This is a genomic window from Enterobacter sp. DVT3837 (assembly GCF_056238685.1).
The window spans coordinates 1-14,611 of the sequence record NZ_JBWDLA010000004.1; the positions used below are offsets into that span (position 1 = coordinate 1).

The 14,611-nt window shown below is 50.1% G+C and carries 10 protein-coding genes and 2 pseudogenes; 5 read left to right on the forward strand and 7 right to left on the reverse strand.

Going from position 1 to position 14,611, the window contains the following annotated elements:
* Both repA and AC0XWG_RS24535 read left to right on the forward strand, forming a co-directional pair.
* On the forward strand, nt 1–1,014 hold a 1,014-nt coding region (gene repA / locus AC0XWG_RS24530), incomplete at its 5' end, for a plasmid replication initiator RepA (protein WP_475681139.1).
* Nucleotides 1,015–1,796: 782 nt separating this feature from the next.
* Entirely contained in the window at nt 1,797–2,096 is a 300-nt protein-coding gene (locus AC0XWG_RS24535) for a DUF2767 family protein (RefSeq protein WP_226840878.1), read from the forward strand.
* Between the two features lie 21 nt (nt 2,097–2,117).
* Here the strand turns inward: AC0XWG_RS24535 and AC0XWG_RS24540 are convergent, their stop codons facing one another.
* From AC0XWG_RS24540 to AC0XWG_RS24570, 7 genes and pseudogenes are all read right to left on the reverse strand, one after another.
* Nucleotides 2,118–2,885, reverse strand: a complete 768-nt coding sequence (locus tag AC0XWG_RS24540) for a TraX family protein (RefSeq protein WP_008502221.1) — start codon at nt 2,883–2,885, stop codon at nt 2,118–2,120.
* 333 nt (nt 2,886–3,218) lie between these two features.
* A complete protein-coding gene (locus tag AC0XWG_RS24545; RefSeq protein WP_008502222.1) occupies nt 3,219–3,461 on the reverse strand; it encodes a hypothetical protein in 243 nt (80 codons plus the stop codon).
* Between the two features lie 480 nt (nt 3,462–3,941).
* Nucleotides 3,942–4,577, reverse strand: a pseudogene (locus AC0XWG_RS24550) (IS5-like element IS903 family transposase); the annotation flags it as partial.
* Between the two features lie 189 nt (nt 4,578–4,766).
* Nucleotides 4,767–5,480 (reverse strand): methyl-accepting chemotaxis protein, encoded by a 714-nt coding sequence (locus AC0XWG_RS24555; protein WP_224965575.1) that lies wholly within the window; start codon nt 5,478–5,480, stop codon nt 4,767–4,769.
* Nucleotides 5,481–5,760: 280 nt separating this feature from the next.
* Nucleotides 5,761–6,765, reverse strand: a complete 1,005-nt coding sequence (locus tag AC0XWG_RS24560) for an IS110-like element IS4321 family transposase (RefSeq protein WP_000427623.1) — start codon at nt 6,763–6,765, stop codon at nt 5,761–5,763.
* Between the two features lie 78 nt (nt 6,766–6,843).
* Nucleotides 6,844–9,828, reverse strand: coding sequence for a Tn3 family transposase (locus AC0XWG_RS24565; RefSeq protein WP_016809495.1), 2,985 nt, complete (start codon nt 9,826–9,828; stop codon nt 6,844–6,846).
* A gap of 54 nt (nt 9,829–9,882) precedes the next feature.
* Complete coding sequence (locus AC0XWG_RS24570; protein WP_016809496.1) at nt 9,883–10,506, reverse strand: recombinase family protein; 624 nt, start codon at nt 10,504–10,506, stop codon at nt 9,883–9,885.
* Between the two features lie 424 nt (nt 10,507–10,930).
* Between AC0XWG_RS24570 and AC0XWG_RS24575 the strand changes: the two genes are divergently transcribed.
* The 3 genes and pseudogenes from AC0XWG_RS24575 (at nt 10,931) to AC0XWG_RS24585 (ending at nt 14,309) form a co-directional block, all read left to right on the forward strand.
* Nucleotides 10,931–12,409 carry a SulP family inorganic anion transporter gene (locus AC0XWG_RS24575; RefSeq protein ID WP_016809498.1) on the forward strand — a complete coding sequence of 493 codons (1,479 nt, stop codon included), beginning with the start codon at nt 10,931–10,933 and terminating at the stop codon, nt 12,407–12,409.
* A gap of 17 nt (nt 12,410–12,426) precedes the next feature.
* Nucleotides 12,427–13,254 carry a universal stress protein gene (locus tag AC0XWG_RS24580; RefSeq protein ID WP_016809499.1) on the forward strand — a complete coding sequence of 276 codons (828 nt, stop codon included), beginning with the start codon at nt 12,427–12,429 and terminating at the stop codon, nt 13,252–13,254.
* A gap of 60 nt (nt 13,255–13,314) precedes the next feature.
* Nucleotides 13,315–14,309, forward strand: a pseudogene (locus tag AC0XWG_RS24585) (glycosyltransferase).
* Nucleotides 14,310–14,611: the final 302 nt, after the last annotated feature.

The following is a 14,611-nucleotide window of genomic DNA, read 5'->3' on the forward strand; positions in this document are numbered from 1 at the left end:
GTGAATGACAATCAGATTTCTGTTCACTGGTCAGATCTACCGAAAGATGAGCTAACCTGTTTCTGCCAGGATGTCGATGCCGGCACTCAGGGTAATTTCCTCATTGCACCGGTCAAAAAATTGACCCGCCGCAAACGCGGTGAGCATTCCACAAAAGCCAAATGTGAGAACCCGGCCTGGTATCGCCCGGAGCATTATAAAAAGCTCTCCGGACAACTCGGTCATGCCTACAATCGCCTGGTGAAAAAAGACAAAGAAACCGGGCAGGTCAGCCTGCGCATGCATGTTTCTCGTCACCCTCTCTATGTCGCCGGCCGCCGTAAGGCGGGACGTAAATATGGCTTCCGTCCGGAACGTCAGCGCCTGCTCGATGCGCTCTGGCCAGTGCTCATCAGCTTCTGTGATGCCGGCAAGCATACCGTCGGCATGTGTATCTCCCGTCTTGCAAAAGAACTCAGTGCAAAGGACGCAAAAGGCAATGTCATTCCTGAAACGGAGGTGACGGTGTCACGCCTTTCACGGCTTATTGAGGAACAGGTACGGTTTGGCGTTCTGGGCCTCGCAGAAGAACGCGCCTGGGATCGTGAATCCCGCACCTGGTTGCCAACGTATGTCTATATAACCCCCGTGGGATTCCAGATGCTGGGCGTCGATATGGACAAGCTGTTTAAAGAGCAGGAGAAGAAGCTCCGTCAGAGCGCCGAGCGTGAGCAGCTGATCCGGGAAGGAGTGATGAGCGAACATGATGATGTTCAGGCCCACTCTGCGCGGAAATGCTGGTCTGGCCGTAAGCGTCAGGAGGCACTCGTTTACCGCCGCAAAAAAGGCGCGGAGCGTAAACGTGCCAACAACCTGATAAAGCTGCCGGCAGATGAACGACTCCATGCAATGTCTGAATGGATTTATCGCACCATGCCGCCTGACGAAGCGTACTGGTGCACATCTGAGCGCCTGAAGGCGCTGGCTATCCGGCATCTTTACCAGCTGGATCTGGCGCTTTCTCCACCGGACTAGTCACAGACGACACAACAGTCTTCTTGTTTAAAGGCCCCTCAACGGGGCTTTTCGTGCTGGTTTTTTTCGGCCATTCTGCTCATTTTTCATCCTTCACTCCTTTCTTCTTCCGGTCATCATGACGTTCTGCCGGTCGTTATGGCCCGCAATGGCCACAGTCTCTTTTTTTTACACAGAAATCCGCAAACGAATAAGTGAAGTAACCCGGAAATGAATAAAAGACATTCCGCAAAACAGTCTTACTTCACCTTTTTTATCTCTCTGTTCATTACATTCCAGAGTGGATCTTTGTCTTGGGCCACTCTGTGGATAACGTAAAATGCCTTCGCATGCAGCGGCCTCACGGCCGCGCGCTCAGAAGGAAATCAAAAGTACCTCCCGTCGCAAGCGCCGGGCCCCGTTCTCGCCAGAACCAGGCACCGCATACATACCTGACCCCTGCTAAACCGACGCCGCCCCGGCCCAAAGGGCCGGAACACCCTCGCTTTAAGAGGGATGTTGTAACTAGAATTCTGAATCGCTGTCAGTAAGTCGCTGAGGCTTTTGAGTACACGCCCGTAAGCGGCCCTCACGGCCCGCTAACGCGGAGATACGCCCCGACTACGGCTACGCCTTGTCGTGACCACTCCGACGGCGCAAACCGGCAACCAGAGTGGCTTTCAGGGGATTTGGCTTTGCAGGGAATGGGATGGGCAAGGCAGAAACTATCAATCCGTAACGGCTGAAGCCGGTCACGACGCCCCTCACCGGCAGCGTTCCGCGTGACTTCAGCTGGCGTCTCCATGCCGCTGCACGGCATAATGACCATCCGCCGTAATATTGAACAGATTCGCAGTGGAGAAATCAGGATGGACTATTCAGAAGCGTTCCTGCGCCAGCATGAAGAAATGTGCCAGGTCGTGGGCAGTATCGTTTTTTCACTCGTGGAGGCCGGACACGACTCCACAAGCAAAAATATCATCACCGTGCTGCGCAATGAGCTGGCCGAAAGTAACGGGAAATGGGAGCCGGACCAGGTCCTTTATCTTCAGCTGGCCATTGATTTACTGGAGCGGGGGCGAGGGGTTCCCGGGGTGCGCTGACGCCCCGAAACTGTGGCTCTCTCACCAGAGGTGCAACAGGAGGAGGAGCACCAGAAGATGGCCGATATAGGCAATGTAGAAGAAATGTCGTGGCATGAAGCGCGGGCAGCCTTCCGGACACAGATGAATGCTCAGGGACAGGGCCATCAGGGGAAATACGAGTGTGGGAAGAGTGGCGAACAACAGCGTGTCTGCCGGCAGACTCAGCAGGTGCGATAATCCGTTCAGGCAACACAGCGCCAGGACGGACACGATAATTCCCGTGAGCTGCACGCCAGGTTTTTGTCCGCCGGTGGTGATTACCATGCCGATGGCCAGCGCAACACCCGTCAGACCGTAACTGGCCGGACTCAGCGGCCAGATCATGATGGCCAGCAGCAGAGCACCGGCAAGACTTCCCTTTCTGCCGAACCGGTACTGCAGGGCGAGCAGCTGCGTGACGCCGGCGAACACGAAGAGAATGTTCAGAGCCCACCACGGCTGATGGCCGGCAAAGACCAGGCTGAAGACGGGCTGGGTGATGATGGCCCATATCCACTGACGGTTTGCTCTCACCTGAAGACGTTCTGGTGCGCGCCGCACGTTCATCGCCCAGATAAGCGTGAACAGGGGGAATGCCATCCGGCCAAGCGCATACATCACCGGCTGAGCTGGGGTCATAAACACCGTATTGATGTGGTCGATCAGCATGGCCAGGAGCGCCAGAAGCTTGACCATATCCAGGGCGGCCGGACTGAGCTGGCCGGGTGTCTGAAGGGGGTGAAGAAGGCCGGGAACGGACTGATTCATTCGGTATACTCTCCTGGCGGCACGCATTCAACAGCCAGCGCTGGACATCATGCCAGAACGCCCTGCCCGTCAGCGATGTCACCGTGACCTTTATTTTTTCCAGAATCTTACGCGCGGCAAACTCTGATTTATCGCGCAGAACGCGCATGGCGCCTGCCACATCCTTATTCTGAATACAAAGACTTAAAATATGAAAATCGTACATACCACCCTCATTACAATAATATTATTATCGGCAGCAGACGCAATATATTCAGATTAAGGTGCGTTGTTCTTTGTTAAATTTTATTTCATAAGTAATTATATGTTATCTGACATTGACCTCCCTGCCTGTCAGTTAACCGGTATTCCGGCCAGTTCACACAGCCAGTCCATATCCCTGTCCAGGTTTTCAGTTGATATGCCGAACTGGGATGCAAGTGCTCTCCAGTGGAGGATAATTCCCCTGAGTATGCCCAGCTCATTTTCGCTGAGCTGGACCCTGCCCTGAATTCCTGTGATGGTTTCTATACTCATTGCTGTGATGTTCATCAGGTCATCATAGGTGATTTTGATTTTGCGCGAGGTGTTTTTCATCTTTATCATCCGTTTCAGAAAGGTCATTGGTATTGGAAAGTATCAGCGTTACTGATTAATAGAAAAACAGACCATCAGTATATCAAAATAAATGCTGTGCTGATTAAATTAATATTACCTGACTGAACTTTAATAATGACATTTAATGATGCCATGAGTATTTCCCGTAGAGATAGAAAGTAATACAGCAGCAGATTGTTCAGGACGGGGTGGCAGGAAGAAGATAATGGAGAAAGAACCTTCCGGGGGCGCTGAGGGGCAGTGCCGGAGGCGCGTCCCCCTTCCCCCGCTCACCGGAGGGGAACTGCCCTACCCGGAAGTGAGGCGTGCGGTCGCGCAGGGTAGGAATCTCCGCACTTTAGGGCGGAGAGGATGTCAAATGGGGTAATTAGGGTATAACATTCATAGATTGATACACCACGGGGGCTTTGTTGAATAAATCAGATTTCGGGTAAGTCTCCCCCGTAGCGGGTTGTGTTTTCAGGCAATACGCACGCTTTCAGGCATACCTGCTTTCGTCATTTTGTTCAGCGCTCGTACCAGGGCCATAGCCTCCGCAACCTGACCATCGTAGTCACGCAGCGTCAGTGAACCCCCGAACAGCTGTTTTACCCGGTACATCGCCGTTTCCGCTATCGAGCGACGGTTGTAATCTGTTGTCCATTTCCACCGCGCATTACTCCCGGTCATTCGCTGATTAGCCACTGCACGGTTACGGTCTGCATATTCACCGGGCCAGTAACCCGCACCTTTTCGGGGAGGGATAAGCGCGCTGATTTTCTTACGCCGCAGTTCATCGTGACAGAGCCGGGTGTCGTAAGCGCCGTCTGCCGATGCTGCCCTGATTTTTCTGTGAGTCTGCCGGATAAGACCCGGGAAGGCTTCTGAGTCCGTCACATTGTTCAGCGACAGGTCTGCGCAGATGATTTCATGTGTTTTGCTGTCAACTGCCAGATGCAACTTTCGCCATATACGACGGCGTTCCTGGCCATGCTTTTTGACTTTCCATTCGCCTTCACCAAAGACCTTCAGCCCGGTGGAATCAATCACCAGATGCGCGATTTCACCCCGGGTGAACGTTTTGAAACTGACATTAACCGACTTTGCGCGCTTGCTGGGGGAACCGCAGAATTCGGAAAAAATCGTACGCTAAGCTAACGGTGTTCTCGTGACAGCTCTTTGACTAGGCTTTCTAAGGCCATTCTGATAGCCCTGACTTCCTGAAAAGCCATGGCTAAAATTTGTGCGGCTAAAAGGGATAACCGATGGTAAAGTAAGTTATCCCTGTCGAGATACTGAAAAGCGTTATCCTCGTTTTTCCCAAAACTGTTTTGCCAGTTCGCTCAGAGCGCTAGTTAACTGAGCGACAGATTTCGCACTTTGCAAATTATTCTGCCCGGTCTGTACATTGGTATCAGCAGCATCGCGTATATTGATAATACTGCGGTTTATGTCTTCACTTACTGCTCCCTGCTGCTCGACCGCAGTCGCTATTTGCGCGTTCATGTCGGTAATTTCGTTAACGCGTTGGCCAATTCCATCAAGAGCTGTAGCTGCTTCCTCTGCGTGAGCTACACTCGTGTGCGCTTGCCGACTACTTTGCTCCATGACTGTAACAGCGGATTGCGCTCGCTCTTGTAGAGCGCTGATCATGCTTTGAATATCCGTTGTCGATTGCTGTGTGCGAGCAGCAAGACTGCGAACCTCATCGGCGACAACAGCAAAACCACGCCCCTGCTCACCAGCACGCGCGGCCTCAATTGCTGCGTTGAGTGCCAACAAATTCGTTTGCTCGGCGATCCCTCGTATAACGTCAAGAACTTTTGATATCTCGTTACTTTGACCTTCAAGCTCATGAATAACCTGAGTGGCTTGCCTAATTTCACCTTCAAGGGCAGTGATTGACTGGCTTGTGTGGGCTACCAGACGCTGGCCAGATGCCGTCTCAGTGTCTGCTCTTCCGGCCGCATCTGCAGCATGCTGTGCATTGCTCGCAACCTCTTGAATGCTTGCCACCATTTGGGGGTCCGCTTGGAAAACGGAATCTATGGTCACTCCCGTTTTTGCAACACCGATTTTGACGACAAGTTGGCTTGCTTGAATCTATCCGGCGTCTGAATGGGATTTTATTCCCGCGCCTTGATGAGTTCCGCGCCTGATGAACCTCCAGAAAATATACGGCTTCAATGAGCCTTTCCGTTTTACAGGTTCCTCAACAGGCCGGTGGGCCGTTAGTATCATCAATATCAGTATTCGCAAAACCAGATCAGTAATTCTTTAAACCGGTGTATTTCTGCCGTTATGCTACATAAGTTTGCTGTCGTGCCGTTAGGGCCCAGGCTATTCTGGCCAGCTTGTTTGCCAGAGCACAAGTGACGACAAAGTTGCTTTTCCGGCACAGTAAATCCCTGACCCAATCGGCCAATTTGCCAGACTGGTGTTCCAGTTTTTGTATGAATACCCTGGCACATTGAACCAACAAAGTTCGGATCTTTTTATTACCTCGCTTACTAATTCCCAGCAATGTCGTCCTACCTCCCGTGCTGTACTGCCGAGGTACAAGCCCTGTTGCCGCCGCAAAGTCACGGCTGCTGGCGTACTGCTTCCCGTCGCCAATCTCAGTTGAAATAGTACTCGCTGTCAGTGTTCCGACGCAGGGAATGCTCAGCAAGCGCTGTCCAACCTCATCTTCGTCCAACTTTCGTTTCAACTGGGATTCCAAATCTTTAATCTGCTCAACAAGATAGTGATAATGCTGTTGTAATTTCAGCAATAACTGGCTGAGGTAAAGAGGCAAACTATTATCCTCAAGAATGGTACTCAGTCGGCTAATAACGGCAGCTCCTCGGGGAACGCTAATGCCAAATTCCAGCAGAAAAGCATGCATTTGATTGGTTGTTTTTACCTTATCCTGAACCAGGGATTCACGGACACGATGCAGAGCCCGCATTGCCTGCTGAGATTCCGTTCTGGGCTGCACAAAACGCATAGACGGACGCGATGCAGCTTCACAAATAGCTTCGGCGTCGACAAAGTCGTTTTTATTGCTTTTAACGAACGGGCGGACAAATTGTGGTGATATCAGCTTTGGGGAATGCCCCAACTCTTCCAACTTGCGTGCCATAAAGTGAGAACCGCCACAGGCTTCCATTGCGATGGTTGTAGCGGGGCATGTCGCCAAAAATTCGATCAACTTTGGCCGGGTAAATTTTTTACGGTAAACAGCCTTCCCGCGACGATCCTGGCAATGAATATGGAAAGAGTTTTTACCCAGATCGATACCAATGAGCGCAATGTTTTCCATGATAGTTCTCCGAATGAAAGCCTGTCCTCAGCATAGTACCGGGAAGGAGGGAGTGACCATCTCATTAAATATCCTACGCTAAGCCTCTTTTTTGTACAGACTGACATCAACTGTGCGTAACGGTCGATATTTACCGGATCCCAGCTTAAGATTATTACGCCAGATGTAATCTCCGCTCAGGTTGATATGCTCCCAGCCCAGAGGGGACAGGTGAGAAACCAACGGCTCATTAATCTGGAGCCCCTTTCGTTTTAGTGATTCGATGGCCCTTTCTATATACACCGTGTTCCACAACGTGATCGCCGCAGTCAACAGCGTCAGCCCGCTGGCGCGATAGCTTTGATTTTCCAGCCCCCTGTCTCTTATTTCGCCCAACCGGTGCATAAAAACGGCCCGCGCAAGCGCATTGCGGGCTTCACCCTTATTTAAACCGGCTTGCACACGACGACGCAGGGCCGGATCGCGAAACCAGTCCAGCATAAACAACGTTCGCTCGATACGGCCAATTTCCCGTAACGCTTTTGCCAGGCCGTTTTGTTTGGGGTAGCTGGCCAACTTTTTTAACATCAGCGAGGCGGTTACCGTGCCCTGCTTGATCGAGGTCGCCAGGCGCAGTACCTCATTCCAGTGTGTCTCAATTTCTTTGAGATTCAGACTGGTCGTGGATATGATTGACTGAAGCCCAGAATATTTTTCCGCCTTTCCATGAATGAATAGCCGTTTGTCATGGAGATCCCGGATCCTTGGTGCAAATGCAAACCCAAGTAGATGCATTAGCGCAAAAACATGTTCAGTGAAACCCGCTGTATCGGTGTAATGCTCCGTAATTTCCAGGTCGCTTTCGTGATAGAGCAACCCATCCAGCACATGGGTAGAGTCCCTGACCCGGCTGATCACTTTGGTATAAAATGGGCTGTATTGGTCTGATATATGTGTATAAACCTGCACGCCGGGTTCCTGACCGTACTTTAAATTCACCTGTCCGGCATAGCGGCCATGACTTCCGACTCGAAAATTCTGGCCGTCGGAGGATGACGTTGTACCGTCCCCCCATGATGCTGCCAGTGGGCACTTTTTTTGTGCATTCACTAGTTCGGCAAGCGCGGCTGCATACGTTTCATCCCTGATGTACCATGCCTGAATGCTTTCCAGCGACGCTTTTGTGGTTCCCGGGCAGGATTCTGCCATTTTAGTCAGCCCCAGGTTGATACCATCTGCCAGGATGGTGGTCAGCAACAGCTTTTTGTCTTTTGGTCTGACGTGATTATTTTTGAGGTGAGTAAAGTGGCGGGTAAATCCCGTCCAACTGTCCACTTCATCTAATATCTCGGTAATTTTTGGGTGCGGCAGCATGCCGTAAACCAGGTCGGCAAACGGTGATACAATCGAAGGAACGCTGTTATCAAGAGGCGTGACCTTCACACCTTTGTCCGATATATCAACATCAGGCAAATCACCGGCAATCGCCATCGCATTGACCTCTTCCAGTCGCGACGCCAGCAGTGTCATACGGGAGTGAAGGTATTCCTGGCAGTCTGTCGGAATGGCAAGCTGTAACTGTTTCTCTTTGAGTGATTTTTCAAAATCAGCAGGAGGAATGAGGTAATCGTCAAAATTCCTGTAGCGTCGTGATCCTCTAACCCAGATATCACCAGATCGCAATGCGCCTTTCAGCTCATTCAGTACACAGAATTCATAATACCGGCGATCGATACCCGATGGCGTTATTACCAACTTTTTCCAGCTCTCAGGGATAAACTTTACTGGCGCTGTTGACGGAACCTTGCGGAGTTGTTTGCGGTACATTTCTCTGACGGTATCCAGCGCATCACCGAGTGGCAGTGCTGAAGGGGCTGCACTGAACTGCAATGCAGACAACATACGGGGCGCATATTTACGCAGCGTGCTGTATTTTTCGGTGATCAGATGAAGCGGATCAAAATTATCCTTTCGGGCCAGAAACTGTGTTTCCTCCAGACTGGTGATAAATTCCGGCCAGGGAAGTACGTCTTCTATCGCCGCCCAGGGATCTTCTCCTGACTCCCGTGCGTTTAGCAGCGCCTGCCCAACAGTAAGATATTGCCTTAACTTGCTCTGGATGAGTTTTCCTGTTTTCTGAAGCCGTTCGGCTTGTGTGCGCTTTGCCCTGCTGAACAAGCTACCCAGGATACGTTCGTGTAGTTCGATGATTTCATCGGTAAGCGTTGCCCTTGCTTCTGAGATAATACAAACCAGCACGGCATAACGACGTGTGCCGGAGAATTTTGCCAGGTCCCTGCTACTCATTTTCCGGCCTTCGCGAGCCAGTTTCAGCAGTCGGTTCTGGTGAACGGAAAGCGTAATACCTTCCGGCAGTGCCAACCCCTCAATGGCATTCAACCGATCAATATGTTGCAGCACGTTTTTACCGTTAATCTTACCCGGGGGCTGAAGCAGCCAGGCAAGACGGGAAAGTTGCTCATCACCTGATGCAAGCAGATTATCCAGTGCTGTTTTATGTCGTTGTTCCAGTTGCGTCGTCAGTGTAGAAAATACGGCTCTGTCTGCAAGTGTTGCGGCTTCAGCAAGGGTTCGCTCCATCACATCAACGGAAGGGAAAATAACGTTGTTGTTGTGCAACCAAGCGAGCATCTCTTCAGCAAGAATCAGGCCTTTGTCGGTCCGCATGGCGTGCGGATATAAATGGCGGATGCATGTTTTTTGCAATGACCTGTTGAAAGGCACTAATCCCAAGTAGCGATAGAGTTCGGCAAGATGCTCCCAACGGGTTTCCTCCCTCGTTGCGTACTCTCGCCATAAATCAGGTTGAAGTTTCAATCTCTCTGCCACTCTGGACATAACGCCATCGTGAGGGAGACTGTTTTTGTCTGGAGTAAAACCCGGCCCTCGCAGATAACAGAGTAAAACGGCAAAGCCCAGGCGGTTAGCGGGTCTCCGGTGTTTGTTGATGAGGACCAGATCCTGCTCACTTAAAAAGCACATCCTGGTTAGCAGAATGTCATCATCCGGCACAATCAGTAAGCGTTCTTTTTCATCACTGCTCAGTATCTGTCGCCGTGGCATAAATGCTCTCCCTGCATACGGACGCTGTCCGCTTGGACGTTCAAAATATACGCATCAAGAACATGCTTTGAGTTTAACAATGCGTATAACCGTTCGTTCTGAAACGCCACACAACCTTGCGGTATCACGGATGCTCTGCCTGTTTTTAACCCGAAGCTCTATGATTTTTTCATGCAATTGATGATCTGCCTGACGTCCCCGAAATTTACCGGCCACCTTGGCTTTCGCTATCCCTTCCTCTTGGCGCCGGCGACGATCCTGATAGTCTTTGCGAGCTATGGCGGCCAGCATATCAAGCATCATTCCGTTAATAGCCTTAAGTATTGCAAGGGTAAAGTCATCGCCAGCATGTGTTGCAAGAGCCATATGGCTCGTTGGGAGGTCAAGACTGACAACCACAAGGTGTTTTTCCTGGATAAGATGCTTTAGTTTTTGCCAGCCCTCTTCATCCAGGCGCGAAAGGCGATCAACCTGCTCGATGAGAATAATGTCACCAGGTGCAGCATCATCAAGTAACCGTAAAAGTTCTGGCCGTTGAAGTGATGCCCCGGATACATTTTCGGTGTACCAACTGGCCAGCCGAAATCCTTTTTCTTCAACAAAGGCTTTCATCCGATTTTTTGCTCGGAGAGCATCCTGTTCTTTTGTTGATGCGCGGAGGTAACCATGAATGTACATTTTTCACCCATTTATGACGTTTAAGTGATGATCATAATGTACGTGACAGATAGGTGATGATCCAAGGGGAAAATGGCGACACTTTAGGCTATGACACTGGGGTATACATTAATGGCACATTTAATCCATGATTGACCCTGTTTCAGTTTCGTTTATAGTAAGACGCTGTTTGCCTTGGCAGACTCCGCGGCCAGCCTTGAATATCTTCATCTGGTTTATCTGATCCCTGAAGGTGTACACACCGACCATCAAGGAGTAATAAAAACTACCATGCATATGACGCCACCCTGAGTTTTCCCCTTCTCTGTCGTTCTGAGTAACCCTCAGCGCGCACTCTTTAACATCCCGTCTGCGGATGTGCTTTACCGTATCTAAATTTTTTGCCCTTTACGGGCTGACTGTATTCAAAAACTGAGAAACGACTATGTTGCTGTCCTCGACGCGTAAGGACTGGCTGGGTAACGTCCGTGGAGACGTCCTCGCCGGTATTGTTGTCGCGCTCGCGCTTATCCCTGAAGCGATCGCCTTTTCCATCATCGCTGGTGTTGACCCGCAAGTTGGGCTCTACTCTGCGTTTTGTATCCCGCTGATAATCGCCATCTGTGGTGGTCGTCCAGGGATGATATCTTCGTCAACCGGTGCTATGGCATTGCTGATGGTCACCCTAGTGAAGGACCACGGCTTGCAGTATTTACTGGCAGCCACCGTTCTTACAGGTGTGATTCAGCTTATTGCGGGCTATCTGAAGCTTGGAAGCCTGATGCGCTATGTTTCCCGCTCGGTAGTTACCGGTTTTGTTAATGCGCTGGCGATCCTCATTTTCATGGCGCAGTTGCCGGAGTTGACCAACGTCACCTGGCACGTTTACGCCCTGACGGCGGCCGGTCTAGGCATTATTTATCTGTTCCCGTACCTCAATAAAACCATCCCCTCGCCGCTGGTCTGCATCGTCGTGCTGACCGGGATCTCCATGTGGCTGCATCTGGACGTACGCACTGTCGGCGACATGGGTAAGTTGCCGGACAGCCTGCCAGTATTTCTGTTACCCGATGTACCTCTCAATCTCGATACCCTATTAATCATTCTGCCTTATTCCGCCGGCCTTGCCGTGGTGGGGCTGCTTGAGTCAATGATGACCGCGACTATTGTGGATGACATGACCGATACACCGAGCGACAAGAACCGGGAATGCAAAGCACAGGGTATCGCCAACATTGGCGCCGCATTTATTGGCGGTATGGCTGGGTGCGCGATGATCGGTCAGTCGGTGATCAACGTGAAATCTGGGGGGCGTGGCCGCCTCTCCGCACTCACTGCGGGCGTTGTCCTGCTTTGTATGGTGGTTTTCCTGCGTGACTGGGTCTCACAAATCCCAATGGCGGCCCTGGTCGCGGTCATGATCATGGTCTCTATCGGTACCTTCTCCTGGGGGTCGATCGCTAACTTACGCAGCCATCCACTGTCAACCAGTGTCGTCATGCTGGCCACCGTGGTGGTAGTGGTCGCCACGCATAATCTGGCGTATGGCGTCTTAACCGGCGTTCTGATTGCCTCATTGAACTTTGCCACCAAAGTGGCCCGTTTTATGGCGGTGTCGTCCGAACTTAAAGCGTCAACGCGGATCTACACCGTAGCCGGTCAGGTGTTCTTTGCTTCTGCCGATCGGTTCATGAGCCACTTCGATTTTCGCGAAGCGGTGGAGCACGTAGTCATTGACGTCTCACATGCCCATTTCTGGGATATTACGTCGGTCAGCGCACTCGACAGGGTGGTTATTAAGTTCCGCCGTGAAGGCACGAACGTGGAAATCCGTGGAATGAATCAGGCTACCCGCACAATTGTTGACCGCTTCGGGGTGCATGACAAACCTGAAGAAGTGGAAAAATTAATGGGCGGCCATTAACAGTCAGGAGAACAGAGATGAACAATACCGTTATTGCCTGCGTTGACGGCTCACCGTCTACCCGACCTGTGTGCGAATACGCGGCCTGGGCCGCCAATCTGCTGGATGCGCCGCTGTCCCTGCTGCACGTACTGGAGAAAGACGTACATCCTGCCGTGTCAGATTTGACCGGAAGTATCGGCATTGATAGCCAGGCGCATCTCACCGAAGAGTTGGTGAAAGTTGAAGGAGAGCGTAACCGATTATTAATGGCACAGGGCAAAGCCATACTGGCTAGCTGTGCGAAGTTGCTGAATGATGCTGGTCATGCTGATGTTCAATTACTGCAAAAACATGGCGCGTTGGATGAAATCCTGGCTGATTTAGGGGATGTTCGCCTGATGGTGCTGGGCCGCCGTGGAACGCAGAACCCGGTTGGCAGCCACCTGGAAAGCATTATTCGCCTGCAGAAAAAACCGGTACTTATCGTGCCGGAGGCTTATTCTCCACCATCCAAAGTTATGTTCGCCTATGATGGCAGCGATGAGAGTCGCAAAAACCTGACGCGCCTGACACTTAGCCCGCTACTCAATGGCCTGGTTTGCCACCTCGTGATGGTTAAGGGGGATACACGAGCCTTGCAGGAAGCACAGAGTGTGCTGCAAGCAGCTGGCATCGCGACCGAAAGCCACCTACTGGAAGGTACATCCGTTGCTGAGGCGCTCTGCCGTCACGCTAATGAAAACGACATTAACCTGATTGTGATGGGTGCCTATGGCCATTCGCCATTGCGGCGATTCTTTATCGGCAGCAACACCACCGCCATGTTGGAAAAAACACAAATCCCACTCTTAATGCTGAGGTGATTATTGTCCCCGGAAATAACTCCGGGGACAAATAAATACATTCAATTTACTGGAGTGAACATGAAACATGAAATTGCGGTGAGTGTAATAATCCCCGTTTACAACGCAGAAAAAACCATCAAATCCTTGATCGAAGATATCTTATTAGAAGACAGGATCAACATTGAAGTTATTATCGTTAACGATGGTTCCTCAGACAACACGTCAACGATAATTAACTCCATAAAGGATGGCAGAGTTCAAGTTATTGAACAAAATAATAAAGGTGTATACGCGGCCAGAAATAATGGATTAGACAAGCATAAAGGCCAGTGGGTCATGTTTCTGGATGCCGATGACGATGTGTCTGAAGGATTCATTTATAACAGGTACATCCAGGCTTCCAGCCATAATGCCGATGTGCTTTTGTCCAATGCCTGGAAGCTTTGGCATGAAAGCGATAATAAAAAACCTGTACATACCAACCAACCTTATGATGAAATTTTATCCGGCAATGCGTGGGTAAGTCACGCAGTAAAAGTCAGGGAATGGCCACATTACTTTTGGTTACAGATAGTTAGATCTGACTATATCAGGAATAACAATCTGTCATTTCATGATGGCCGGAGTCATAAAGATATTTTATGGACGATGGAATTGGCGTTGGCAAATGGGCGTTTCTACATATCAAAAGATATGGACTACACCTACAAGTACAATAATGAATCCATCACAAATCGCGGTGATTATTTCGACGTCAGAGCAGAATGCTATATTGATGTAATATCTAAAACCATCGGCCACGCAAAGTCGAAAAAAATAATGATTTGAGCGTATCGCTGTTTAGGCATGCCCTATATGAGGCCAGACACTTCCTTGGTTTATATAGAAAAAAGGTGAGGGGCAAATAAAAAATAAGGAGGTTATTTGTTAAAAAAATAGCATATAGAGATTTAGTAAAAGGTGTATATAGCCTTAGTGATATTTTCTTTTTACTAAAAGTTTTCGTAAAAACAAAAAAATTCACTGATGCTAGCCCGAAATTAAAATGGATAATTATATTTCTATTGGCTTAACATGGGGAATACTTATCTCGCTGCGAATGCCGTAGTTAATCCAGCGATACGTGACTGACGGTGAGTAATTGGTAGCATTATATCTTTCATTTTACCCTCCCATTACTGGGGATCCCTCAGTAATAGGTGGTCTTTCGTCTCCGCTTCCTTGGTATATGCAAACTTGATACGGGCACGATGAGCTATCAACATACTCGTGAGGTAGTATTGGTGATTTTTTAGCTATCACCATAGACCCGTGAAGCAATCTGTACGAAAAACAGGCTTAGCGTAGGATATTTAATGAGATGGTCACTCCCTCC